General features: G+C 70.0%; 10 protein-coding genes. 5 read left to right on the top strand and 5 right to left on the bottom strand.

Translation table 11 applies throughout. The annotated features are described in order from the left end of the window. Window positions 1–46 precede the first annotated feature (46 nt). The 3 genes from QNA09_RS15870 (at window position 47) to QNA09_RS15860 (ending at window position 19,597) form a co-directional block, all read left to right on the top strand. Window positions 47–5,884 carry a non-ribosomal peptide synthetase gene (locus tag QNA09_RS15870; RefSeq protein ID WP_244213169.1) on the top strand — a complete coding sequence of 1,946 codons (5,838 nt, stop codon included), beginning with the start codon at window positions 47–49 and terminating at the stop codon, window positions 5,882–5,884. A 226-nt stretch (window positions 5,885–6,110) separates the two neighbouring features. Continuing rightward, window positions 6,111–18,368 (top strand): non-ribosomal peptide synthetase, encoded by a 12,258-nt coding sequence (locus tag QNA09_RS15865; protein WP_308071971.1) that lies wholly within the window; start codon window positions 6,111–6,113, stop codon window positions 18,366–18,368. A gap of 200 nt (window positions 18,369–18,568) precedes the next feature. Then, entirely contained in the window at window positions 18,569–19,597 is a 1,029-nt protein-coding gene (locus tag QNA09_RS15860; protein WP_059174389.1) for an alpha/beta hydrolase family protein, read from the top strand. 77 nt (window positions 19,598–19,674) lie between these two features. Here the strand turns inward: QNA09_RS15860 and QNA09_RS15855 are convergent, their stop codons facing one another. The 5 genes from QNA09_RS15855 to QNA09_RS15835 form a co-directional block, all read right to left on the bottom strand. Then, complete coding sequence (locus tag QNA09_RS15855; protein ID WP_119699894.1) at window positions 19,675–20,658, bottom strand: alpha/beta fold hydrolase; 984 nt, start codon at window positions 20,656–20,658, stop codon at window positions 19,675–19,677. Between the two features lie 119 nt (window positions 20,659–20,777). Further along, window positions 20,778–21,635 carry an ABC transporter permease gene (locus tag QNA09_RS15850; RefSeq protein ID WP_017681445.1) on the bottom strand — a complete coding sequence of 286 codons (858 nt, stop codon included), beginning with the start codon at window positions 21,633–21,635 and terminating at the stop codon, window positions 20,778–20,780. A gap of 7 nt (window positions 21,636–21,642) precedes the next feature. After that, window positions 21,643–22,494, bottom strand: coding sequence for an ABC transporter permease (locus QNA09_RS15845; RefSeq protein ID WP_017681444.1), 852 nt, complete (start codon window positions 22,492–22,494; stop codon window positions 21,643–21,645). Beyond that, window positions 22,491–23,492 carry a daunorubicin resistance protein DrrA family ABC transporter ATP-binding protein gene (locus QNA09_RS15840; protein WP_010595606.1) on the bottom strand — a complete coding sequence of 334 codons (1,002 nt, stop codon included), beginning with the start codon at window positions 23,490–23,492 and terminating at the stop codon, window positions 22,491–22,493. Before QNA09_RS15840 ends, QNA09_RS15845 begins: the two co-directional genes overlap by 4 nt. A 131-nt stretch (window positions 23,493–23,623) precedes the next feature. Further along, the gene (locus QNA09_RS15835) at window positions 23,624–24,319 is read right to left on the bottom strand and encodes a GntR family transcriptional regulator (protein ID WP_026137935.1); all 696 of its coding nucleotides are present in this window, start codon (window positions 24,317–24,319) and stop codon (window positions 23,624–23,626) included. A gap of 142 nt (window positions 24,320–24,461) precedes the next feature. On the opposite strand from QNA09_RS15835, the gene QNA09_RS15830 reads away from it, so the two are divergent. Both QNA09_RS15830 and rpsJ read left to right on the top strand, forming a co-directional pair. Further along, window positions 24,462–26,126, top strand: coding sequence for an amidase (locus QNA09_RS15830; protein WP_040272334.1), 1,665 nt, complete (start codon window positions 24,462–24,464; stop codon window positions 26,124–26,126). A gap of 435 nt (window positions 26,127–26,561) precedes the next feature. Then, the gene (gene rpsJ / locus QNA09_RS15825) at window positions 26,562–26,867 is read left to right on the top strand and encodes a 30S ribosomal protein S10 (protein ID WP_003938093.1); all 306 of its coding nucleotides are present in this window, start codon (window positions 26,562–26,564) and stop codon (window positions 26,865–26,867) included. The last annotated feature ends 44 nt before the right edge of the window (window positions 26,868–26,911 follow it).

Raw genomic sequence — 26,911 nt, 5'->3', positions numbered from 1 at the left:
GGATGTGGCGGCAGTTCGTGCTACCCCGGCGATGAGCGGACCCGGCATGCGCACGCGCACAACGGATCCGGAATTCGGAGGGGACAGCAAGGTGGTCTACCCAACCGTCCGTGGCAAGCTCCGCGCGTCCCGGCGCCGGACGCCCACGACGATGCTGCCGCACCTGCTGTCGGCCGCCGTCGAACGCGACCCCGCAGCGCCCGCCCTCACGGCGGAGGGACACACCCTCACCTACCGGGAGGCCGACGCCGAATCGTCGCGGCTCGCCCGCCTGCTCATTGCGCGGGGCATCGGCCCCGAGGACCGCGTCGCGGTGCTTCTCACCCGCTCGATCCGGTCCGTTCTCGCCGTCTGGGCGGTGGCCAAGGCGGGCGCCGCGTTCGTCCCGGTGGACCCGCTCTATCCAGCCGATCGGGTCCGGTACATGCTGTCGGACTCCGACGCCCGTCTCGCACTCACGGTGGTCGCACACCGGGGGGTCGTGCCCGAGGGGTTCGACACCCTCGTCCTGGACGAGCCCGATACCCGGAGGGAACTCGACGCCTGCCCGGCCGACCCGCTCACCTTCGTCGACCGCGTACGTCCACTGCGCCCCGACCATCCCGCATACGTCATCTACACCTCGGGCTCGACGGGACGGCCGAAAGGGGTGGTGGTCACCCAGGCCGGACTCGCGGACTTCTGTGCCGAGCAGGTCGAGCGCTACCGGCTCACCCCCGCCGCCCGGACCCTGCATTTCGCGTCCCCCAGCTTCGACGCATCGGTGCTCGAACTGTTGCTCGCCGTCGGATCCGGATCGACGATGGTCGTCGCTCCGCCGTCCGTGTACGGCGGCGACGACCTGGCCGAGCTGCTGCGGAGGGAACGGGTCACGCACGCGTTCGTGACGCCGGCCGCCCTCGCCTCGGTCGATCCCACGGGCCTGGACGATCTGGAGACGGTGGTGGTCGGCGGCGAGGCGTGCCCTCCGGACCTGGTGGCGCGCTGGGCGCCCGGCCGCCGGTTCCACAACGGGTACGGCCCCACCGAGACCACGATCATGACCAGCATCTCCGGGCCGCTCGCGCCCGGGGCACCCGTCACCATCGGCAGGCCCGTTCGCGGAGTCGCCGCCCGGATCCTCGACACCCGCCTGCGGCCCGTGCCGGCGGGCACGGCCGGCGAGCTGTACCTGACCGGATCCGGCCTCGCCCGCGGGTATCACGAGCGACCCGGACTGACGGCCACCCGTTTCGTCGCCGCCCCCGGCGGCGCCCGGCGGTACCGCACCGGCGACCTGGTACGGTCCCCGCGTTCGGCACGAGAGGGCATCACGTACCTGGGCCGCAACGACTTCCAGGTCAAGGTGCGTGGCTTCCGCATCGAGCTCGGGGAGATCGACGCGGCGTTCGCCGCGCATCCCACCGTCGACTTCGCCGCCACCGTCGGTTACCGGGGCGCGACGGGGGACACCCGTCTCGTCACGTACGTGCACGCCGCCGCCGGTTCCGCGATCGACGTCGCCGTGCTCACCGCGTTCGTCGCCGAGCGGCTGCCGGCCCACATGATCCCGTCGTCGGTGATCGCGTTGGAGACCATCCCGCTGACGCCCGTGGGCAAGCTCGACCGGGCGGCTCTGCCCGAGCCCGAGATCGCGTCGGCTCCGTACCGGGCGCCGGCCTCCGCCGCGGAGGTGGCCGTGGCGGAGGCGTTCGGCGACGTGCTCGGGGTGCAGCGGGTCTCGGTCCACGACGACTTCTTCGACCTGGGCGGCAACTCGCTGCTCGCCACGCGGGTGATCGGCCGGATCAGGGCAGCGCTCGGCGTCACCGTGTCGGCCGCCGACCTGTTCGACGCCACCACGGTCGAGGCGCTCGCAGCCCGGGTGGCGGCCGCGCCGACGGCCGCGCGCGGCCTGCTGCCGCGGCGCCCGCGCCCCGACCGGATCCCGCTCTCGCCCGCGCAACAGCGCATGTGGTTCCTCAACCGCCTCGACCCGGACTCGGCGGTGTTCAACATCCCGCTCGCCGTCCGGTTGTCCGGCAGGCTCGACGTCGACGCGATGCGGGCCGCCGTGCGGGACGTCGTCGCGCGACACGAGACGCTCCGGACGGTGTACCCCGAGGTCGACGGCGTCGGTGAGCAGCGCATCCTCGACGTCGGCGACGTCCCGCTCGACCTCGGGCCGGAGGACGCGACCGACTCCGACGCCCCGGCCCGGCTCGCGGCCTTCGCGGGAGGGCGGTTCGACGTCACCGGCGAGGTTCCCGTGCGAGTCCGGCTCTTCCGCCTCGCCGACCACGAGCACGTGCTCGCCGTGGTCCTCCACCACATCGCGGGCGACGGCTCGTCGCTGGGTCCGCTCGTCCGGGACCTCGTCACCGCCTACACCGCGCGCTCGACGGGCCGGGAACCGGCGTGGGAACCGCTGCCCGTCCAGTACGCCGACTACACCCTGTGGCAGCTCGACGCCCTCGGCGACGAGGACGATCCCCGGTCGGGCACGGCCCGGCAGCTGGCCTACTGGCGGCGCGCCCTCGACGGCATCCCCGAACACCTCGAGCTCGCCACCGACCGGCCCCGGCCTCCCGTCGTCGGTCATGCGGGGGACCGGGTCTCGGCGCACGTCGACGAGACCACCTACGACGCGATCAGCGCACTCGCCCGCGAGCGCGGCGTGACACCCTTCATGGTGCTGCACGCCGTCCTCGCGGTGCTGCTGGCGCGCGTGTCGAACACGCACGACGTCGTCGTCGGCACGCCCGTCGCGGGGCGCACGGCCCCCGAACTCGACGGGCTGATCGGCATGTTCGTCAACATGCTCGCCCTGCGGACCGACGTCGACGCCGCCGACTCGTTCGCGACACTGCTCGAGCAGGTCCGCGACACCGACCTGCACGCGTTCGCGCACGCCGACGTCCCCTTCGAACGCCTCGTGGAGGTGCTCGATCCGGTCCGGTCCACCGCACGCCACCCGATCTTCCAGGTCGGGTTCTCCTACCAGAACTTCGCCCGGGAAGCCCTCGAGCTGCCGGGCCTGCGGATCACTCCGGTCGAGAGCGATTCGTACGCAGCGCGTTTCGATCTGCACGTCACGGTGGTCGATCACGCCGTGGGCGGCGGCCCGGGCGGTTTCGACATCGAATTCGGTTACGCCACCGACCTGTTCGACGCACCGTCGGTCCGGCGTCTGCTCGCGCGGTATCTGCGGATACTCCGGGCGGTCGTCGACGACCCCGCTGCCGTCGTCGGCGACATCGACCTGCACGACTCTGCGGAACTGGCCGAGATGATGCGGGCATGGGAAGCCGAACAGGCCGACCTCTCCGCGGGCCGGACCCTCGTCGACCTGTTCGACGAGCAGGTCGCGGCCACCCCGGACGCCCCCGCCCTCGTGTTCCGCGGCGGCACCCTCACGTATCGGGACTTCGACGCGCGCGTCAACCGGCTCGCCCGTCACCTCGTGACCCAGGGTGTGGGGCCCGAATCCACAGTGGCTCTCTGTATCCGGCGTTCGGTCGACCTCGTGGTGGCGATGTACGCCGTCGCCAAGGCCGGCGGCGCCTACCTGCCCCTGGACCCCGACCACCCCGCGGCCCGCAACCGGTACATCCTCGATGCGGCGGCCCCGCAGTGCGTGCTGTCGACCACCGGGGACCGGGTCGACGCCCTGGCGGGCCGGACGGTGCTCGACGTCGACCGCCTCGACCTGCGCGACGTCGATCCCACACCGCTCGCCGACACGGACCGGCGGACACCGCTGCGCGCCGCGAACACCGCGTACGTCATCTACACCTCCGGCTCGACCGGACGCCCGAAGGGCGTGGCGGTGCCGCACGAGGCGATCGTCAACCAGATCGCCTGGAAGCGGGCGCACTACGATCTCGGTCCCGACGACGCGGTACTGCTCAAGACGGCCGCGACCTTCGACCTGTCGGTGTGGGAGTTCTGGTCCGCACTCACCTGCGGCGCCCGGCTGGTGATCGCCGCCCCCGACGGTCACCGTGACCCGTCCTACCTCAACGACGTGATCCGCCGTGAGAAGGTCACGACCCTGCACGTGGTGCCGTCGATGCTCGAGGCGCTGCTCGAGGACTCGGCCGGCGCGCTGCCCGCCACCTTGCGCCGCGTCCTCGCCATCGGTGAAGTACTGCCCGCCCCGACGGCGCGACGCGCGCTCGGCGCCTCGAGTGCGGACCTGGTGAACCTGTACGGCCCGACGGAGGCGGCGGTCTCCGTGACCGCCCACGCGGTCACCACGCCGACGCTCACCTCCGTGCCCATCGGCGACCCGGTCCCCAACACCCAGACGTTCGTCCTCGACGAACGGATGCATCCCGTGCCGCCGGGCGTGGCCGGTGAGCTGTACCTCGCCGGCGTGCAGCTCGCCCGCGGGTACCTGGGCCGTCCCGGCCTGACCGCCGAGCGGTTCGTGGCCAACCCCTTCGGTGACCCGGGCACCCGCCTCTACCGCACCGGGGACGTGGTGCGGTGGCGCATCGACGGCGACGGCCGCGGCACCCTGGAGTACCTCGAGCGCGCCGACTTCCAGGTCAAGGTGCACGGGTTCCGGATCGAACTCGGCGAGATCGAGGCCGCGCTGCGCGCCCACCCGGCGGTCCGCGACGCCGCGGTCGCCGTCCACGGCGGGGACCGGCTGGTGGCCTTCGTGGTTCCGGCCGCCGGGCGGATCGACGTGGCCGGCCTCCGCGCGTCGCTGGCCGAGACCCTGCCCTCCTACATGGTGCCCGCCGGCGTCGTCACCCTCGATGCTCTGCCGCTGAACCCGCACGGCAAGCTCGACCGTGCGGCCCTCCCCGAGCCGGTGATCGCCCCGCGGCGCCACCGACCGCCGCGCACTCCCCTCGAGACGGAGGTCGCCACCGCCTACCGCGAGGTCCTCGAGCCGGCGGGGGAGGCCGGCGAGTTCCGAGTCGGCCTCGACGACGACTTCTTCGACCTCGGCGGCACGTCGCTGAGCGCGGTGCGGGTGATCGCCCGGCTGCGCGAACGCACGAACCTGCCGGTGTCGTTGCAGTGGATGTTCCTCACCCCCACCGTCGAAGCCCTCGCCGCCCGGATCGAGGGATCCGCCGGCGACCCGGGTGATCACACCGCGGGGTTCGACGCGGTGCTGACGTTGCGCCCGGGCGGTGCCGCCGAGCCGGTGTTCTGCATCCATCCGGTGATCGGTCTGTCGTGGAGCTTCGCGGGCCTGGCCCGTCACCTCGACCCCGAGCGGCCCCTCTACGGACTGCAGTCGCCGGCCCTGCGCGACGACGAACCGCTGCCCGCGAGCATCGACGCGTGGGCCGCGGGGTACGTGGACCGGATCCGGCGGATCCAGCCCGCCGGGCCCTACCATCTCGTCGGCTGGTCGCTCGGCGGCATCATCGCCCACGCCGCCGCGGTCCGGCTGCGGGCGGACGGCCACGAGGTCGCCACCCTCGCACTGCTCGACGCGCACCCACCGGGTGCCCCCGTCGAGACGGTCCCGTCCGCGGTCAGCGTCGCCGACCTGCTCGGCGCCATCGGAACCGACGTCGGCGCCGGCCTCGACCCGGCGCAGTTCACTCCCGAGCAGGCATTGGAGCTGGTCGCCGACCTGCCGGCCCCGTTCGACGCGCTGACCCTGCCCCGCCTCGAGCGCATCTTCGAAGGCGTGCGCCTGTCCTACCGGCTGCTCGCCGAGCACCGGCCCGCCCGCTTCGACGGGGACCTGCTGTTCTTCGCCGCGAGCGAGGACGGAACCTCGGCGACCCGCGCCGCGCAGCAGTGGCGGACGCACGTCACCGGCACGCTGGCGGTCGAATCGGTCCAGGCCACCCACTGGAAGATGACGTCGCAGGATGCCGTCGCCCGGATCGGGCCGGTGCTCGACCGCTGGGTCGGGGGCGGCCGCTGACCCGTACCCCTCGTCGTCCGCCTGCTGGTCGCGGGGTGTGATCCGCGGCCGACCTCGCGGTTTCGACCGTAACGAAGCGTCAGGCCCCCCGATGGTCTAATGGGGCTGGCGCGTGCCACCCTGCACTGTCGTGTGCAGGGGGCGACGGCCGGGACGATGAGGGATACGCGAGGTGGATGATGCTGGGTGTGCACGCGCAGGACGACCGGCGACGGAGCACGCAGGGATGAGTGTCGACGGTTCGGGGGACCGACGGCCGGACGAAACACGAGGTCGCCGGCCGGTCCGGCAGCGACCCGGCCGCCGACGCGGACCCCGCGTCGCTCTGCTGCCCCAGCTCCTGGCCGCAGCGGTCGAACGTGATCCGGCCGCACCCGCGGTGGTGTTCGAGGACCGCACCCTGAGCTACGGCGAGCTCGACTCGGCCTCCTCCCGGCTGGCACGGCTGCTCATCCGGCGCGGCATCGGGCCGGAGGACGTGGTCGCCGTCGCTGCGACCCGGTCGATCGAGTCGGTGCTGTCGGTGTGGGCCGTCGCCAAGGCCGGCGCCGCGTTCGTGCCCGTGGACCCCAACTACCCGGAGGACCGGGTCCGGCACATGGTCGACGACTCGGGAGCCCGCGCCGGTCTGACCCTCACGGCTTCGGTGCCGGACCTGCCCGGCTCCGTGCCCTGGATCGCCCTCGATTCCGCCGAGACCCGCGCCGCCCTCGCCGAACAGTCCGCAGCACCTGTCGCGCTCGACGACCGGGTCCGGACACTGCGGGCGGAGCACCCCGCGTACGTGATCTACACCTCGGGTTCCACGGGCCGGCCCAAGGGCGTGGTCGTCACCCACACCGGACTGGAGGGCTTCTGCGCCGAACAGGTCGAGCGCTACGCGCTGACCCCGGCCTCGCGCACCCTGCACTTCGCGTCCCCCAGCTTCGACGCGTCCGTCCTCGAGTTGCTGCTCGCCGTCGGTGCGGGCTCCACCATGGTCATCGCCCCACCGTCCGTGTACGGCGGCGAGGACCTCGCGGAGCTGCTGCGCAGCCGGCAGGTCACCCACGCCTTCGTCACGCCCGCGGCGCTGGCGTCCGTCGACCCGGCCGGGCTGGACACCCTCGCGATGGTGGTCGTGGGCGGCGAGGCGTGCCCGCCGGACCTGGTCGCGCGATGGGCACCCGGCCGCCGATTCTTCAACGGCTACGGACCCACCGAGACCACCATCATGACCAACATCTCGCACGCGCTGCAGCCCGGCGAGCAGGTCACGATCGGCCGGGCAATCCGCGGAATGACCGCGCACGTGCTGGACGAGCGACTCAACCCGGTCCCGGCCGGAGTCGTGGGGGAGCTGTATCTCGAAGGCCCCGGCCTCGCCCGCGGCTACCATCGACGCGCCGCGCTGACCGCCGAGCGGTTCGTCGCCGGAGTCGGCGGCACCCGCCTGTACCGGACCGGTGACCTCGTCCGATCGGGCGAGGCCGGGCTGATCTACATGGGGCGCAACGACTTCCAGGTCAAGATCCGCGGATTCCGGATCGAGCTCGGGGAGATCGACGCCGCGCTGGCCGCGCACCCCGATGCCGACTTCGCGGTGACGGTGGGACGGGAGGCCCCCTCCGGGGAGGCCCGGCTGGTGTCGTACGTCCATCCCGTCCCGGGTGCGGACGTCGACCCCGACGCCCTGACCGAGTTCGTCTCCCACCGGCTGCCGGCCCACATGGTGCCGGCCGTGATCGTGCCGCTCGACCGGATCCCGCTGACCCCGGTCGGCAAGCTCGACCGGTCGGCCCTGCCCGAACCGGAATTGCCCACGCACGAATACCGCGCACCCCGTTCCGCCACGGAACAGGCCGTGGCAGAGGTGTTCACCGAGCTGCTCGGCGCCGAACGAGCCGGCCTCGACGACGACTTCTTCGAACTCGGCGGCAACTCCCTCGTCGCCACCCGCGCGGCCGCCCGCCTCGGGGAACGCCTCGCCACCCGGGTCCCCGCGCGGCTGTTGTTCGAGGCGTCCACCGTCGAAGGCCTCGCCGCACTCGTCGAACCCTCCGTCGGGGCGGGCGCGCAGCAACCGCTCGTCGCCGGGCCGCGCCCCGATCCGATCCCGCTGTCGCTGGCTCAGCAGCGGATGTGGTTCCTCAACCGGTTCGATCCGGCGTCGGCCGCGAACAACATCCCCGTCGCGCTGCGCGTCCGCGGGGCACTCGACGTCGATGCCCTGCGGCGGGCCCTCGCCGACGTCGTGGCACGGCACGAGGTGCTGCGCACCGTCTATCCCGAGCACGACGGCATCGGATCGCAACTGATCCTGCCGCCGGAGGAGGCGGCGCACCCGCTCGACCCGGTGCCGACGGCGCCCGACGAGATCGCCGCCGCGGTCGCCCGGCTCGCGACGGCCGGCTTCGACGTCACGTCCGAGGTGCCGCTGCGGGTCGAACTACTGCGGTCGGCCGACGACGAGCACGTCCTCGTCGTGGTCGTCCACCACATCGCCGCCGACGGCGCCTCCATCGCCCCCTTCGTGCGGGACCTGGTCACCGCGTACGTCGCACGCAGCGGCGGGGCGGCCCCCGCGTGGGAACCGCTCGCGGTGCAGTACGCCGACTACGCCCTCTGGCAGCGCGCCGTGCTCGGTGACGAGTCCGACCCCGCATCACCGGCGGCGCGGGAGATCGAGTTCTGGCGGGCCGCCCTCGCCGACCTCCCCGACCGTCTCGACCTGCCGACCGACCGGCCTCGGCCGGTGGAGGCCTCGGGCCGCGGCGCCACCGTCGACTTCGAGGTCGACGCCGCCCTGCACGAGGCGGTCGAAGCCGCCGCCCAGGCGACCGGCACGTCCGCGTTCATGGTCGTCCACGCCGCGCTGGCGGTACTGCTGTCGCGCCTGTCGGGCACCGCGGACATCGCGATCGGCACACCCGTCGCCGGCCGCGGCGAGCGCGCACTCGACGATCTCGTCGGCATGTTCGTCAACACCCTCGTGCTGCGCACCCGGGTGGAGCCCGACGCCACGTTCGCCGAACTGCTCGGCCGGGTCAGGGACGTCGACCTCGCGGCATTCGACAACGCGGAGCTGCCGTTCGAGCGGCTCGTGGAGGTGCTCGATCCGGTGCGATCGGCCGGGTACCACCCGCTGTTCCAGGTGGCGCTGTTCTTCCAGAACCTCGACCGCGCCGAGGTGACCCTGCCGGACGTCGAGATCGAATCCGTCGACCTCGGTGGGGCCGTCGCCAAGTTCGATCTGCAGCTGACCGTCTCGCCCCGCGAGGAAGCCGGGAAGCCCGCCGGAATGTCGGCGCAGTTCACCTACGCGACCGACCTTTTCGACGAGTCCACGGTGCAGGGTTTCGCCGGGCGCCTGATCCGTCTGCTCGCAGCCCTCGCCGCGGGCACCGACCGCGTGGTGGGCGACCTCGACCTCCTCGACACCGCCGAGCACCGCGCCCTCGCCGCGGGCAACGACCGTGCCGTGCATCCGGTCCGGGCGGCCGGGTTGCTGGCCGCGTACCGGGACGCCGCTGCCCGTCGCCCGGACGCGGCGGCCGTCGTCTTCGGCGACGAGACGCTCACCTACGCACAGTTCGACGCGCGCGTCAACCGGCTCGCCCGGTATCTCGTCGGTCTCGGTGTCGGACCCGAAACCCTTGTGGCACTGGCTATCCGGCGTTCAATCGACCTCCCGGTCGCGATCTACGCGGTCGTCGCGGCGGGCGGCGCCTACGTCCCGCTCGATCCCGACCACCCGGCCGACCGCATCGGGCACATCCTGTCCACTGCGCAACCGGTGTGCGTCCTGAGCACCCGCGCGGACGCGGCGGACCTGCCCGGCACGGTCGCCCCCGTCCTGGTCGACGACCTCGACCTGCGGGGCTACGCGCCCGACCCGATCCGGGACGACGAGCTGGCCGGCCCGATCCGTCCCGGCACCCCCGCCTACGTGATCTTCACGTCCGGCTCCACGGGACGCCCCAAGGGTGTGTGCGTCTCACACGAGGCCATCGTCAACCAGCTCGAGTGGATGGCCCACGAGTACGAGATCGCCGCCGGCGACGTCTATCTGCAGAAGACCGCCACCACCTTCGACGTGTCGCTGTGGGGCTGGTTCCTGCCCCTGCGCGCCGGCGCCGCCCTCGTCGTCGCCACCCACGACGGTCACCGCGACCCCGTGTACGTCGCCGAGACGATCGCGCGGCACGGAGTGACGCTGACGGACTTCGTGCCGTCGATGCTGAGCGTGTTCGCCGCGCATGCGCCAGCCGGTACCTGCTCGACGCTGCGGCACGTGTTCGTGATCGGCGAAGCCCTCCCGCCCGAGACCGTCGACGCCTTCCGTCGCGTCTGCGCTGCCGCGGTGCACAATCTGTACGGCCCCACCGAGGCCGCGGTCTCGGTGACGTACTGGCCCGCCGGCGACGAGCAGCAGAGCGTGCCCATCGGCGTGCCCGAGTGGAACGTGCGCGTCTACGTCCTCGACGGCCGGCTGCATCCGGTGCCGGTCGGTGTGCCCGGCGAGCTGTACCTCGCCGGAGTGCAACTCGCGCGCGGCTACGTGGGCCGGCCGGACCTCACCGCGGATCGCTTCGTCGCCGACCCGCTCGGTGCCCCCGGCGCTCGCATGTACCGCACCGGTGACCTCGTCCGGTGGCGCCGCACCGCGAGCGGTGAGCAGGTTCTCGACTACATCGGTCGTACCGATTTCCAGGTCAAGTTCCGTGGTCAGCGGATCGAGCTGGGGGAGATCGAGTCGGCGTTGCTCGCCCAGCCCACGGTCGGCCAGGCGGTCGCACTCGTCGTCCCCACCGTCACCGGTGAGCAGTTGGTCGGGTATGTGGTTGCTGCGCCGGGTGCGACGGTCGAGGGTGCGCGGGTTCTCGACGGGGTCCGGGTGGTGCTGCCGTCGTATATGGTGCCGTCGGCGCTGGTGGTGCTGGAGGCCTTCCCGCTCAATGCGAAAAAAAAAAAAAAAAAAAAAAAAAAAAAAAAAAAAAAAAAAAAAAAAAAAAAAAAAAAAAAAAAAAAAAAAAAAAAAAAAAAAAAAAAAAAAGCGCCGACGACTCCGGCCGAGGAGATCGTGGCGGGAGTGTTCGCTGAGGTCCTCGGTGTGGAACGGGTCGGGTTGGACGACGACTTCTTCGCTCTGGGGGGCAACTCGCTCAACGCCACCCAAGTGGTGGCGCGGTTGGGTGCGGCGTTGGATGCGCAGGTGCCGGTGCGGGTGTTGTTCGAGTCGTCGACGGTGCAGGCGTTGGCGGTGGCGGTCGAGCGGCATGCGGGTTCGGGTGCGGTGGTGCCGTTGGTGCGGCAGGTGCGGCCGGAGCGGGTGCCGTTGTCGTTTGCGCAGCAGCGGATGTGGTTCATCAACCAGTTCGATCCGTCGTCACCGGTTTACAACGTGCCGTTGGTGATTCGGTTGTCGGGTCGGTTGGACGTGGAGGCGTTGCAGGCGGCCGTGGCTGATGTGCTCGAGCGGCACGAGTCGTTGCGGACGGTGTATCCGTCGGATGCGGACGGGCCGGTGCAGGTGGTGTTGCCGGTGTCGGGGGTGGTGCTCGATCTCGAGCCGGTGCGGGTGCCGGAGTCGGAGGTGTTCGCTGCGGTCGGTGGAGTGATCGGTGCGGGGTTCGATGTCGCTGCCGAGGTGCCGGTGCGGGCGCGGTTGTTCCAGGTCGCCGATGCGGAGTTCGTGTTGGTGGTGGTGGTGCATCACATCGCCGGTGACGGTTCGTCGATGGCGCCGTTGGGTCGGGATGTGATGGTGGCGTACGAGTCTCGGCATCGTGGTGAGGTGCCGGGGTGGGTGCCGTTGCCGGTGCAGTACGCCGATTTCGCGTTGTGGCAGCGGCGGATGCTCGGGTCGGTGGACGATCCGGAGTCGGTGTTCTCACGGCAGATGCAGTATTGGCTCGGGCAGCTCGAGGATCTGCCGGAGGTGTTGCCGTTGCAGACCGATCGTCCGCGGCCGGCGGTGCAGTCGTTCCGTGGGGCGACGGTGTCGTTCGAGGTGCCGGCGTCGGTGCATGCCGGTCTGTCCCGGGTGGGGCGTGAGCACGCGTCGACGGTGTTCATGGTGGTGCATGCGGCGCTGGCGGTGTTGTTGTCGCGTCTGTCGGGCACCGCGGACATTGCAGTGGGCACGCCCGTCGCCGGGCGGGGGGCGCGTGAACTCGACGACTTGATCGGCATGTTCGTCAACACGTTGGTGTTGCGGACTCGTGTCGAGTCGGGGGTGTCGTTCGAGCAGGTGCTGTCGCAGGCGCGGGCGGTGGATGTGGCGGCGTTCGGGCACGCGGATGTGCCGTTCGAGGCGTTGGTCGACGAGTTTGCGCCGGTGCGGTCGACGGCCCATTCGCCGTTGTTCCAGGTGTTGCTGGTGTTCCAGAATTTTGCGCGTACCCGGTTCGAGCTGCCGGAGTTGGTGGTGTCCGGGGTCGAGGCGGAACTGGACTCTGCGAAGTTCGATCTGCAGTTCACGTTCGTCGAGCAGTTCGACGAGTCGGGGGCGCCGGCGGGGATGGTCGGTGCTGTGACCTATGCGTCGGATTTGTTCGACGAGTCGACGGTGGTCGGGTTCGGGCAGCGGTTCGTGCGGGTGCTCGAGTCGGTGGTGGTCGATCCGTCGGTGCCGGTGGGCGAGATCGAGATTCTCGAGGCGGCCGAGCGGGTGCGGGTGCTCGAGACGTGGAATGCGACCTCCGTCGACCTCGACGGGTCGGTGACGTTGGTGGATCTGTTCGACGAGCAGGTGCGTCGATCCCCGGCGGTGCCGGCGGTCGTCTCGGTCGAGGAGGAATGGAGCTACGCGGAGTTCGCCTCGCGGGTGCGTCGGCTGGCGCGGCATCTGATCGGCTTGGGGGTGGGGCCGGAGACGGTGGTGGCGGTGGCGATGCGCCGCAGTGTGGATCTAGTGGTGGCGGTGCATGCGGTGCTCGCCGCTGGTGGGGCGTATGTGCCGATCGATCCGGATCATCCGGGCGAGCGGACGCAGTATGTGCTGGCGTCGGCGGCTCCGCTGGTGGTGTTGACCACCGTTCGGGACGGGTTCGAGGCGCCGGGTTCGCCGGTGCTCGAGGTGGACGTCGTCGATGTGTCGGGGTACTCCGACGAGCCCATCGCCGACGAGGAGCGGATTGCCGGTCTGCAGGCGTCGAACACCGCGTACGTGATCTACACGTCCGGGTCGACCGGTCGCCCGAAGGGAGTGGCGTTGACCCATGCCGCGACGGTGAACCAGTTGCGGTGGGCGCAGGCACGATATCCGCTCGATTCGTCGGATGTGGTGCTGCACAAGACGCCGTTCACGTTCGACGTGTCGGTGTGGGAGCTGTTCTGGACGTTGCAGACCGGTGCCCGGCTGGTGGTGGCGGCGCCGGACGGGCACCGCGATCCGTTCTATCTGGCCGAGGTGATCGCCGAGTACGGGGTGACCACCGTGCATTTCGTGCCGTCGATGCTGGCCGCGTTCGTGGCGGTCGTGCCCGAGGGTGTCGGTGCCGGGGTGCGCCGGGTGTTCGTCGCCGGTGAGGCGTTGCCGATCGAGGTGGTGCGACGTGTGGTGCGGGACGGCAACGGCACGCCGGAGGTGCACAACTGGTACGGGCCGGCCGAGGCTGAAGTCGTCACCGCGTGGGTGGGTGATCCGTCGGCGCCGTCGGCGCTGATCGGGGCGCCGGTGTGGAACACCGAGGTCTACGTTCTCGACGGCCGGCTGCAGCCGGTGCCGGTCGGGGTGGCAGGTGAGTTGTATCTGGCCGGGGCGCAGTTGGCCCGCGGCTACCACGGTCGGGCGGAGTTGACGGCGGACCGGTTCGTGGCGAACCCGTTCGGTGGGGCCGGGCAGCGGATGTATCGCACCGGTGATCTGGTGCGGTGGACCGTCGGCGGCGAACTCGAGTATCTCGGTCGTACCGATTTCCAGGTCAAGCTCCGTGGTCAGCGGATCGAGCTGGGGGAGATCGAGGCGGCGCTGCTCACCCAACCGGGCGTCGAACAATCGGTGGTGATCTTGCACAACGATCCGCATACCGGTGAGCAGCTGGTCGGGTATGTGGTTGCTGCGCCGGGTGCGACGGTCGAGGGTGCGCGGGTTCTCGACGGGGTCCGGGTGGTGCTGCCGTCGTATATGGTGCCGTCGGCGCTGGTGGTGCTGGAGGCCTTCCCGCTCAATGCGAGTGGCAAGCTCGATCGTAAGGCGTTGCCGGAGCCGGTGTTCGAGTCGCGGGGGTTCCGGGCGCCGACGACTCCGGCCGAGGAGATCGTGGCGGGGGTGTTCGCTGAGGTCCTCGGTGTGGAACGGGTCGGGTTGGACGACGACTTCTTCGCTCTGGGGGGCAACTCGCTCAACGCCACCCAAGTGGTGGCGCGGTTGGGTGCGGCGTTGGATGCGCAGGTGCCGGTGCGGGTGTTGTTCGAGTCGTCGACGGTGCAGGCGTTGGCGGTGGCGGTCGAGCGGCATGCGGGTTCGGGTGCGGTGGTGCCGTTGGTGCGGCAGGTGCGGCCGGAGCGGGTGCCGTTGTCGTTTGCGCAGCAGCGGATGTGGTTCATCAACCAGTTCGATCCGTCGTCACCGGTTTACAACGTGCCGTTGGTGATTCGGTTGTCGGGTCGGTTGGACGTGGAGGCGTTGCAGGCGGCCGTGGCTGATGTGCTCGAGCGGCACGAGTCGTTGCGGACGGTGTATCCGTCGGATGCGGACGGGCCGGTGCAGGTGGTGTTGCCGGTGTCGGGGGTGGTGCTCGATCTCGAGCCGGTGCGGGTGCCGGAGTCGGAGGTGTTCGCTGCGGTCGGTGGAGTGATCGGTGCGGGGTTCGATGTCGCTGCCGAGGTGCCGGTGCGGGCGCGGTTGTTCCAGGTCGCCGATGCGGAGTTCGTGTTGGTGGTGGTGGTGCATCACATCGCCGGTGACGGTTCGTCGATGGCGCCGTTGGGTCGGGATGTGATGGTGGCGTACGAGTCTCGGCATCGTGGTGAGGTGCCGGGGTGGGTGCCGTTGCCGGTGCAGTACGCCGATTTCGCGTTGTGGCAGCGGCGGATGCTCGGGTCGGTGGACGATCCGGAGTCGGTGTTCTCACGGCAGATGCAGTATTGGCTCGGGCAGCTCGAGGATCTGCCGGAGGTGTTGCCGTTGCAGACCGATCGTCCGCGGCCGGCGGTGCAGTCGTTCCGTGGGGCGACGGTGTCGTTCGAGGTGCCGGCGTCGGTGCATGCCGGTCTGTCCCGGGTGGGGCGTGAGCACGCGTCGACGGTGTTCATGGTGGTGCATGCGGCGCTGGCGGTGTTGTTGTCGCGTCTGTCGGGCACCGCGGACATTGCAGTGGGCACGCCCGTCGCCGGGCGGGGGGCGCGTGAACTCGACGACTTGATCGGCATGTTCGTCAACACGTTGGTGTTGCGGACTCGTGTCGAGTCGGGGGTGTCGTTCGAGCAGGTGCTGTCGCAGGCGCGGGCGGTGGATGTGGCGGCGTTCGGGCACGCGGATGTGCCGTTCGAGGCGTTGGTCGACGAGTTTGCGCCGGTGCGGTCGACGGCCCATTCGCCGTTGTTCCAGGTGTTGCTGGTGTTCCAGAATTTTGCGCGTACCCGGTTCGAGCTGCCGGAGTTGGTGGTGTCCGGGGTCGAGGCGGAACTGGACTCTGCGAAGTTCGATCTGCAGTTCACGTTCGTCGAGCAGTTCGACGAGTCGGGGGCGCCGGCGGGGATGGTCGGTGCTGTGACCTATGCGTCGGATTTGTTCGACGAGTCGACGGTGGTCGGGTTCGGGCAGCGGTTCGTGCGGGTGCTCGAGTCGGTGGTGGTCGATCCGTCGGTGCCGGTGGGCGAGATCGAGATTCTCGAGGCGGCCGAGCGGGTGCGGGTGCTCGAGACGTGGAATGCGACCTCCGTCGACCTCGACGGGTCGGTGACGTTGGTGGATCTGTTCGACGAGCAGGTGCGTCGATCCCCGGCGGTGCCGGCGGTCGTCTCGGTCGAGGAGGAATGGAGCTACGCGGAGTTCGCCTCGCGGGTGCGTCGGCTGGCGCGGCATCTGATCGGCTTGGGGGTGGGGCCGGAGACGGTGGTGGCGGTGGCGATGCGCCGCAGTGTGGATCTAGTGGTGGCGGTGCATGCGGTGCTCGCCGCTGGTGGGGCGTATGTGCCGATCGATCCGGATCATCCGGGCGAGCGGACGCAGTATGTGCTGGCGTCGGCGGCTCCGCTGGTGGTGTTGACCACCGTTCGGGACGGGTTCGAGGCGCCGGGTTCGCCGGTGCTCGAGGTGGACGTCGTCGATGTGTCGGGGTACTCCGACGAGCCCATCGCCGACGAGGAGCGGATTGCCGGTCTGCAGGCGTCGAACACCGCGTACGTGATCTACACGTCCGGGTCGACCGGTCGCCCGAAGGGAGTGGCGTTGACCCATGCCGCGACGGTGAACCAGTTGCGGTGGGTGCAGGCACGATATCCGCTCGATTCGTCGGATGTGGTGCTGCACAAGACGCCGTTCACGTTCGACGTGTCGGTGTGGGAGCTGTTCTGGACGTTGCAGACCGGTGCCCGGCTGGTGGTGGCGGCGCCGGACGGGCACCGCGATCCGTTCTATCTGGCCGAGGTGATCGCCGAGTACGGGGTGACCACCGTGCATTTCGTGCCGTCGATGCTGGCCGCGTTCGTGGCGGTCGTGCCCGAGGGTGTCGGTGCCGGGGTGCGCCGGGTGTTCGTCGCCGGTGAGGCGTTGCCGATCGAGGTGGTGCGACGTGTGGTGCGGGACGGCAACGGCACGCCGGAGGTGCACAACTGGTACGGGCCGGCCGAGGCTGAAGTCGTCACCGCGTGGGTGGGTGATCCGTCGGCGCCGTCGGCGCTGATCGGGGCGCCGGTGTGGAACACCGAGGTCTACGTTCTCGACGGCCGGCTGCAGCCGGTGCCGGTCGGGGTGGCAGGTGAGTTGTATCTGGCCGGGGCGCAGTTGGCCCGCGGCTACCACGGTCGGGCGGAGTTGACGGCGGACCGGTTCGTGGCGAACCCGTTCGGTGGGGCCGGGCAGCGGATGTATCGCACCGGTGATCTGGTGCGGTGGACCGTCGGCGGCGAACTCGAGTATCTCGGTCGTACCGATTTCCAGGTCAAGCTCCGTGGTCAGCGGATCGAGCTGGGGGAGATCGAGGCGGCGCTGCTCACCCAACCGGGCGTCGAACAATCGGTGGTGATCTTGCACAACGATCCGCATACCGGTGAGCAGCTGGTCGGGTATGTGGTTGCTGCGCCGGGTGCGACGGTCGAGGGTGCGCGGGTTCTCGACGGGGTCCGGGTGGTGCTGCCGTCGTATATGGTGCCGTCGGCGCTGGTGGTGCTGGAGGCCTTCCCGCTCAATGCGAGTGGCAAGCTCGATCGTAAGGCGTTGCCGGAGCCGGTGTTCGAGTCGCGGGGGTTCCGGGCGCCGACGACTCCGGCCGAGGAGATCGTGGCGGGGGTGTTCGCTGAGGTCCTCGGTGTGGAACGGGTCGGGTTGGACGACGACTTCTTCGCTCTGGGGGGCAACTCGCTCAACGCCACCCAAGTGGCGAACCGACTGCGTACAAAGACGGGTATCGACGTTCGCATCCAGTGGTTCTTCGCCGACCCTACGGTCGAGGGACTGGCCGGGCGCCTCCTCGAGGCGGCGACCTCCGAACTCGACTACGACGTGACACAGGATGTCGCCATGGCCGTCGTGCTGCCCATCCGTAGGAAGGGAGCTCGCGAACCGCTCTTCTGTGTGCACCCGATGTACGGGTTGTCGTGGTGCTACTCCGGTCTGACGCGATTCGCAGAGGATCGTCCCGTCTACGGATTGCAGTCTCCGGCTCTGTCGGAGGACGAGGCGCTTCCGGGCTCCCTGGAGGACATGGCGCTCCGGTACGTCGACGAGATCAGACGGATCCAGCCGCACGGTCCCTACCACCTGCTCGGCTGGTCCCTCGGCGGTGTGCTGTCGCACATCATCGCCGTCGAACTGCAGTCCGCGGGGGAAGAGGTAGCCACCCTGGCAATGTTGGACAGCCATCACAATCTGGAAGTATCCGAATTCCACGACGCGGTGCGCGAAGCCCTGGCCGAAGTGGGGATCGACTTGGGCGACGCCGACATCTCGAATATGTCGACCGAGAATGCAGAGCAATTGTTCGAGACCATGGTGGTCGGTGGGCCCGCGTTGGATCTGGAGCGAGTGCGGCGGATCTACGCCAGCGCGATCAGGTCCGCGGAGCTCATTGCTTCGCACACGCCTGGCATGTTCCGGGGCAACCTGCTGTACTTCAGCGCCACGGAGCATCTGCCCGGTGTGGACGATCCGGCGCAGCGCTGGTCGGAGTTCGTCGAGGGAAAGATCGTCGACGTGTCCGTTCCAGGCACGCATGCCGACATGACCACCCCGGAGTCTCTTGCGATCATCGGTCCTGTGCTCGCTCGGCACCTCGACGAGGAGAAGTGCCGGGATGAGGGACGAACCGAACCCGTCCAGGGCTCCGAAAGATCGTGATGCGATCGATGTGACGGATGTGGTCAGTGAGGTTTATGGGCCTGCCGTCCGCAAGGTAACGTTCGACCGCGTGCTGTCGATTCAGTACATGCTGCGCCGCAGGGCGCACCCCGGTCCGCCGGGGCTGGGGATGCCCGCCTGCCGGGCCTGAGGAGGTTGACGGAATGAGTGTTGTCGAGTCGCGGAGCCGCGCTCGGAGGATGGGAGCAGCCGCGATCTCGGCGGCGGTACTCGCACTGCCGCTGTTCACGGGCGCCTCGTTCGCGTCGGCCGACCCGGTGGCCGACACGCTGCAGCCCATCACGGCTGTTACGTCCGAGAACGGGTCGTACATCACCAGGATCGAGAACTACGCACCCCAGCAGATTCTGATCTGGGTGTACTCGGCGTCCATGGACGAGGAGATCCTGCTGGACGTGTGGCGTCCCGCCGACACCAGCAAGCCCGCACCGACGCTGTATCTGCTCAACGGCGCCGGCGGCGGCGAGGACATGGCCACCTGGCGGGGCCGTACCGACGCGATCGAGTTCTTCAAGGACAAGCACGTCAACGTCGTCTCGCCGATCGGCGGCATGTTCAGCTACTACACCGACTGGAAGAACCCCGATCCGCAGCTCGGTGTGAACAAGTGGGAGACCTTCCTGACCAAGGAGATTCCGCCGCTGGTCGACGGGGCCCTCGGCACCACCGGAGTCAACGCCGTCGCCGGCATCTCCACCTCGGGCACCTCGGTGTTCCAGCTGCCCATGGCCGCGCCGGGGCTGTACCGGGGTGTCGCTGCCTACAGCGGATGCGCACAGACGTCCGACCCGATCGGCCAGCAGTTCGTCAAGATCACGGTCGAGACGTGGGGCAGCGGCGACACCGAGAACATGTGGGGACCGGCGGACGACCCGACGTGGGCGGAGAAGGACCCGTACGTCAACGCGGAGAAGTTGCGCGGGCTCGAGATGTACATCTCCAACGGCAGCGGCCTGCCCGGTCCGTACGACACGCTGACCGGCCCGGAGATCGACGGTGACGCGGGAGTGCTGGCCAATCAGATCGTGGTCGGCGGCGTGATCGAGGCCGCAACCAACTACTGCACCCACAACCTGAAGAACCGGCTCGACAGCTTGGGCATCCCCGCCACCTACAACTTCCGCGAGTCCGGAACCCACTCGTGGGGCTACTGGCAGGACGACCTGAAGGACTCGTGGCCGGTGCTGCAGCGGGCCCTCGGGATCTGATCTCCGGTCCTCGGATCACTCGTGCACACGCGAGCGGCCCCTCCCGCCGGGAGGGGCCGTTCGCGTGCCGCGACTGTCTAGCCGGCGGGAGGCGCCGTGCACGGGGCCGGCACGGTCTCGGCGTACTGCGGATCGAGAGCCGACTTCACCAGGTGCAGCGACTCGGGCAGTTCGAGTAGGGCGAGGTGATCGGCCGGGCTGGTCGGACACGCGTCCTCGAGCCACACGTTGTGCACCACGCTGTTCTCGCTGGGCTGCAGGAAGGCATTCTCCGGTGGCGTGGCGACCGTGTCCTGACGGGTGGCGATCGAGGTGTACTCGATTCCCGGCAGGGTCTCGGCCCCGGAGTTGAGCCGGGCCAGCACGCGCGATCCGGTCAGCTGCTGATGTCCGGCGATACCGAAGACCATCTGCGCGAGGCGTTCGGTGGCCCATTCCTGGTTCCCCAGTCCGAGACGGGCGAACAGGGAGTACAGCTGCTGCAGCCCGTTGAACGTGGTTCCGTGGTTGGTGGCGCCGAGCATCACCAGTTTGTCGACCTTGTTGCGGTCCGGGTCCGCCGGGTCCGCGCCGCCCTCGAACCGCAGGTACTGGCGGGAGACCGGTCCACCCTGCGAGTGCCCCACGAGGTCGACCTGGTCCGCTCCGGTGTGAGTGAGCACCGCATCGACGAACTCGCCGACCTGCTTCGCGGAGTCCTCGATGCTCCCGACCCCCCAGACCATGAGTTCGGGGTCGACCAGCGAGCGGATGCCGCCGTAGTTCAGGGCGTAGACGCAGTAGCCGAGATCGGCGAGCTGCGGGGCTGCAACGGCCCACGTGCCGGTCATGTCCATCCTCGTCCCGTGGACGAGAACAACCGGCCGGGGATGCTCGGGGGAGGGCACACAGTCGAGGTCGTTCGCTCCGGCGGGACTCGGCCCCATCGAGTCGAGCAGCGCCGGCAAGGACGTGGGCTCCGCGGCAGTCGTGGGCTCCGCGGCAGCCGTGGGCAGTGCCGGCCCGGCGGCGGCCAGGGCGGCCGCCATCACGGCGACGGTGATCCGGCGGGCATACTTCATCGGCATTCCTCCGTGGGCCGCACTGGGTGACAGTGCCTCGGCTGCTTGCTGCAGCCGTTGTGCGGCCGCGGTCGGCGGACAGGATAACAGCCGGGGGTGGCCGCTCGGGGTCGCCGCGATCAGCCCTCCTCGGCCGCGCGCCGATAGCCCCGGATGGCCGGCACCGTGAACAAGGCGACGGCGAGGAAGAACCACAGCAGTGTCTTGACGAGCGGTTCGGCGAGCGGACCGCCCATCGCCAGCGCCTTCATCGCGTCGATCGCACACGACATCGGCTGGTTCTCCACGATCGGTTGCAGCCACCTCGGGTAGGCCATCACCGGGACGAACCCGGAGTTGAAGAACATCAGCAGGGTGCACCCGATCGACACCAGTTCCACGAGAGGCAGCTTGCTCGACATGGTGGCGAGGACGGTGACCATGAGGGCGAACCCGATCCCGAAGAGGATCGGGATCACCAGAATCCCGAGCACGGCGAGGTATCCCTGCGTGAACCGGAACCCCAGAGCCACCCCGGCCGCCAGGATGACGATGGTGGTGGCCAGCACCCGGACCGCCTCGGCGAACATCCGGCCCAACAGCCCGGCCGCCCGGTGGATCGGCAGGGTGTAGAAGCGGCCGAGCAGTCCCGTCTGCCGCTCCGTACGCAGACCCACGGCGCTGACCACCGAGCCGAACATGGCACCGACGAGGATGATCATCGGGACCGTGCCGTAGATCGCGGGCTGACCGGTCGCGGCGGTCACGGTGTTGCCGAGCACGACCCGGAACATCAGCAGGGTCAGCGCGGGGTAGAGCAGAGCCTGGATCATCGTCGCGGGATCGCGCGCCCAGCGCAGCAGCAGGCGCCCGCACTGGATTCGGCTGTGCTCCCACAGCGCCGCCGACGATCGCTCCGGGTGGGCGCGCGTGGGGTCCAGGAAGGCGAATGCGGCGCCGTCGGCGTCGACGGGCCGGGCGTCGGGCGTTCCGGTCATCTGCGGATCACCCCCGCCTCGTGCTGGCCCACACGGCGAGCGGCGCGAACACGAGCGCGAGACCCGTGCACCAGGCCACGGTGGGGAAGAGGACCTGCCAGGTGACGCCGCCCTCCGCCATGTCCTGCATGGCGAACGAGAACTGCGAGATGGGCTGGTTGCGGACGAACGGCCGGATCCACTCGGGGAAGCCCTCCTCCGGGACGAAGCCGCACGAGAGCATGCCGAGGATCAGCTGCGGCAGCGTCAGGGCCTGCGCGGTGGCCTCGGGACTCTTCGACAGCGTGCCGATCGCGTCGGCGCCCAGCGCCAGGACGAGACTGATCGCCAGGGCGGTGGCACAGAACAGCATCGCCTGGGCGAATCCCGCCGAGAACCGGAACCCGATCGCGTACCCGAACAGCAGCGCCCCCGCCAGGGACACGACGGACCGCAACATCGCGCTCGACATCCGGGAGAGCAGCGGGACCGCGCTGAACACGGGCATGGTCTGCAACCGGCTCGTCAGGCCCGTCATCGCCTCGCCCGAGGACAGCTGCGCCGCCGAGATGGCGGTGAACGCCATCGCCTGCAGGACGATGATCGGCATCAGGTACTGCGCGTAGTCGATGCCCTGCAGCGACATGACGAACTTCAGCGGCAGGTAGAAACCGAGGCCGAAGACGACCGGGGTGATCGCGGCGACGACGAGCTCGCCGTACCGCGCCATGGTGCGAACGGTGCGCATCGTGAGCGCACTCCACTGGTTGAGCACCGTCGGGTCGGCCCGTCGGTGCGAACCGACCCGCTTCTCCGGGAGGGTGATCTTCGCGTCGTGCCGCACCCGCTGGGCGCTGATGCTCTTGGTGTGCACGGTCACGCCGGCTCTCCCGTCGTCGGTTCCTGGGCATCGGCGCCGGCCGTGTGGCCGGTGAGGCTGAGGAACACGTCGTCGAGCGACGGCCGGCGCAGACCGATGTCGGCCAGCTCGATCCGGGTGGGTGCCAGCCGGCGCAGGGCCTCGGCGAGGGTCGCCGGACCGTGCGGCGCCGGGATGGAGACCCGGTCGTTGGAGTCGGACGCGGCCAGTTCCGCCCGGACGTCGCCCGGGACGAGGTTGCCGAGTGCGTGCACCACCCACGGCAGGGCCTTCGGATCGGCCGGGACGATCTCGCAGTAGCTGCCTCCGGTCGAGGCCTTGAGCTGGTTGGCCGTGCCCTCGGCGACGACGGTGCCCCGGTCGATGACGATGATGTTGTCGCTGAGCAGGTCGGCCTCTTCGAGGTACTGCGTCGTCAGCAGCACCGTGATGCCCTGCTTCTTGAGCGCGCCGACCAGGGACCAGACGCCCTGCCGGCTGCGGGGATCGAGACCGGTGGTCGGCTCGTCGAGGAAGACCACCTCGGGGCGCACGACGAGACCGCACGCGATGTCGACGCGGCGGCGCATGCCGCCGGAGTAGTGCCGCACCGCCCGTTTGCCGGCGTCGACCAGGTCGAATTCGCGGAGCAGATCGTCGGCGCGCTGGCGGGCGGCCGCGCGGTCGAGACCCATCAGACGGCCGAAGAGGATCAGATTCTCCCGGCCCGACAGCGTCTCGTCGAGGGCGGCGTACTGCCCGGTCATCATGATCGAGCGGCGCACGGCGGCCGGGTCGGCGACCACGTCGTGTCCCGCGATCACCGCGCGCCCGCTCGTCGGGCGCAGCAGTGTGGACAGGATCTTCACCGTCGTGGTCTTGCCGGCGCCGTTGGGACCGAGAATGCCGAGGACCGAGCCGCGCGGGGCGGAGAACGTGATGCCCTTGAGGGCATGGACGTCGCCGAACGACTTGTGCAGGTCGTCGACGAGGACCGCTTCGTCGTGGTATCTCAGCATCACTCTCCGCCGTGGAACTCTCGGTCGGCCGCTCGCGGACCCGTCGACGAGTAGATCCCGCCGTCACGCCGCGATGTTACCGGCCGCCCCGTGCGGTCCGGGTGGCCTGCGAGTGCCGCGCGGCGGCCGCGTCAGCTCCAGACGCCGATCTCGTCGAGGTGCCGGACCAGGCGCCGGGCCCCGTCGGTGAAGTGCCGGCGGGTCTCCTCACCTGCGGAATCGGTGTCCGCGCGGCCGAGCGCGTCGATCAGGCGGCGGTGCGACGCGACGGCGGCGGCGCCCCAGGCGGGGTCGGACGAATAGAAGTGCACCGGGGTGTAGCGGGTGGCGTTGAGTAGGAACCACGACAGTTTCCGCGCGCCGGTCACGCGGTTGAGGGTGCGGTGGAACGCGAATTCGAGGTCCTCGATCCGCGCCCCGTCACCGCCGCGCACCGCCTCGGCGAGACGTTCGTTGAGGTCGGAGAGTTCCGCGACGGTCTCCGGGGTGATCGCCGCCGCCGCCCGGCGCGCGAGCTCCTCCGCGATCTGTCCCTGCAGCCAGAACAGGTCGTCGATGTCGCCCCGGCTCAACGGCGCGACGACGTAACCGCGGTGTGGAACGAGCTCCACGAGTCCCTCGCCGCGCAGTGTGAGCAATGCCTCACGCACGGGGGTGACGCTCACGCCGAGTTCGGCGGCGGTCTCGTCCAGCCGGATGAAGTCACCGGGCCGGACCCCGCCGGACATGATGAGGTTGCGGACGTGCACCGCCACGTCGTCCGACAGCTGTGGCCTGCGGCGCAGCGGCCGGCCCCCGGACGCCCGGGACTGGGCAGAAGACGTCATCGGCACTCCCTACAGTCCTGCGTTCCGGTATACCGGTCGGTTCCGTCCGACGGATTATCGCGCACCGGTCACCCGCCGTGGGGGAGGGTGGCTCGGTGTGCTCGCCCTGCGGGTATGCGAAGCCGGCACTAACGTCGAGCCGGTGAGTCACCGAACGTCTCGGCGCCGATTCCTCGGCACCGCTGCCGGCGGCGTCGTCGGACTCGGATTGCTCCCCGGCGTACGTGCCGAGGCCCGGCCGGTGTCTCGTCTTCCCGACCCGGCGACCGTCCCGGCCACCGATCCGGCCATGTTGAGCGCGGTCGAGGCGGCCAGTCTGCTGCAGTCCGGACAGCTGCATCCGCGCGAACTCCTCGATGCGTACCTGCGCCGTACCCGGGACCACGACGGCGGCGTCGGCGCGTGGATCCACCTCTATCCGGACCTCGCCTATGCCGCCGCCGACGCGGCGGCCACCCGGCTCACCGCCGCCCGGACGACGGGCGAGCCCGTCTCGCCGGTGTGCGGGCTGCCGATCGCGCTCAAGGATCTGTTCGCGGTGGGCGGGCTTCCGCTCACGGCGTCGAGCAACGTGCTCCGGGACAACGTCGCCGCCGGGGATTCCGGCGTGTGGCGCCGGCTGCGGGACGCCGGGGCGGTCCTGCTCGGTCACGTGCACACCGACGAGTTCGCGATCGGTGTCGTGACCCCACAGGTGGCGAACCCGTGGAACCCGCGGTACTCCCCGGGCGGCTCGTCGGGCGGCAGCGCGGCCGCGGTGGCGGCCCGCTTCGCCCCCTTGTCCGTCGGGAGCGACACCGGCGGTTCGCTGCGGCTGCCGGCGAGCGCGTGCGGCGTCTCGACGATCAAGCCGACGTACGGGCGGGTCACCTCGCACGGGATGATCCCGCTCACCTGGACCAGGGACCATCCCGGCCCCATCGGGCACAGCCTCGCGGACGCCTCGCTGCTGCTCGGTGTCCTCGCGGGCGAGGAGACGGACGACCCGGTGACGGCCGGCGGCCCCGGCGTGCCCGAGGGGGGCTACCCGCTGACACCGCCCGCCGGGGCGACCCCGCTCGCGGGCGTCCGTATCGGCCTCCCGCACGGCGCGACCGACCGGTTGGCACCGGAGCTGCGGCGGCTGTTCGACGAGTTCCTCGCGACGGCGCGCGCACTGGGTGCCGAGCTCGTTCCGGTGTCGATGCCCCACCCGCCGGAGTCGCTCCTGGCCGGTGACACCGCGGAGATGGGCGCCTACCACCGGCAGTTCGCCGACCGGATCGGCGAGTACCGCATCGACCTCGCGCCGCTCGTCAGTGCCGCAGTGGCCTCTCTGGCGCTGCCCGTCGCCGACTACTTCTCGCTGGAGCAGGACCGGCTGCGTTATCAGCACCAGTACAACGCCATGTTCCGCGACCACGAGCTCGACGTGATCGCCCTGCCGGGCGCGCTCGACGACGGCTGTCCCCGCGATGCGTTCGCGGGTCTGAGCGTGCTGTCCGGGGTGGCCGGCGACGTCCAGTGGGCCAATTACACCGGCGCCCCGGCTGTTTCGTTCCCCGTCGGCCGCTCGGCGGTGACCGGGCTGCCGTTCGGCGTCCAGCTGGGTGCGCTGCCGTGGCAGGAATCCGGGTTGATCTCGGTGGGGCTGGCCCTGCAGGAGGCGCTGCCGGTGTGGCGCGAGGTGCCGACGGTCGCGCCGGCGGCGCGGGAACTGCCGGTGGTCACGCCGACGGTTCCGGGCCCGGGTCCCGATCCGACCAATACGCTCGGGGCGGCGGCGCCGGTGCGGACGCCGGCGACCCTGTCGACCGGAGGATTGTGACGGCCGTCCTGCCGACGCGAAGTTGAGAATGCCGGGGCGGTCCTGCATACTGGTCGGGTTGCCTTGACCGGGTCACGGTTTTCCGCGGCTCGGAACGAGATCGAGTGACAGTCGCGGATCGAGCCTGACGGCCTGGTCGCGGCCACATGCAAGACGGAAGCAGTACCTCCCTGTACCCGTACGGGTACATCCGGCAGGTCGGTCCGTGGTGTCGAGCATCGGTTCGACGCTGCGGAGCGAGCAGTAGGGCGACACGCCCGACCGCGTGTGCCGGAGAACAATGACAGATGAACAGCGGCATGCGGATCGGGTGCGCCCGGTCACGAGGTGTGGAGAGTGCTGTTCGCCGTCGCCGTTCGGGCGGAACTGTGCAGACGAGGTGGTTCCCGATTCGCTCGGGTGCTACGAAACGCGGCAAGAAAAGGACACATAAGCGTGGCGGGACAAAAGATCCGCATCAGGCTCAAGGCCTATGACCATGAGGCGATCGACGCATCTGCGCGCAAGATCGTCGAGACGGTGACCCGTACGGGCGCTCGCGTGGTCGGCCCGGTGCCGTTGCCCACCGAAAAGAACGTGTACTGCGTCATCCGCTCGCCGCACAAGTACAAGGACTCGCGCGAGCACTTCGAGATGCGGACTCACAAGCGGCTGATCGACATCCTCGACCCGACGCCCAAGACCGTCGACGCGCTCATGCGCATCGACCTCCCGGCGAGCGTCGACGTCAACATTCAGTGACTTTCGAGACCAGCGAGCTTGTAGAAGACGCAGCGGAGACAACA

It is taken from the genome of Rhodococcus sp. AH-ZY2 (assembly GCF_030916465.1).
In the GTDB taxonomy this organism is placed as follows: domain Bacteria; phylum Actinomycetota; class Actinomycetes; order Mycobacteriales; family Mycobacteriaceae; genus Rhodococcus; species Rhodococcus ruber.
The sequence above is the reverse complement of the archived record's forward strand: the minus strand, read 5'-3'. Positions and strand labels throughout refer to the sequence as shown.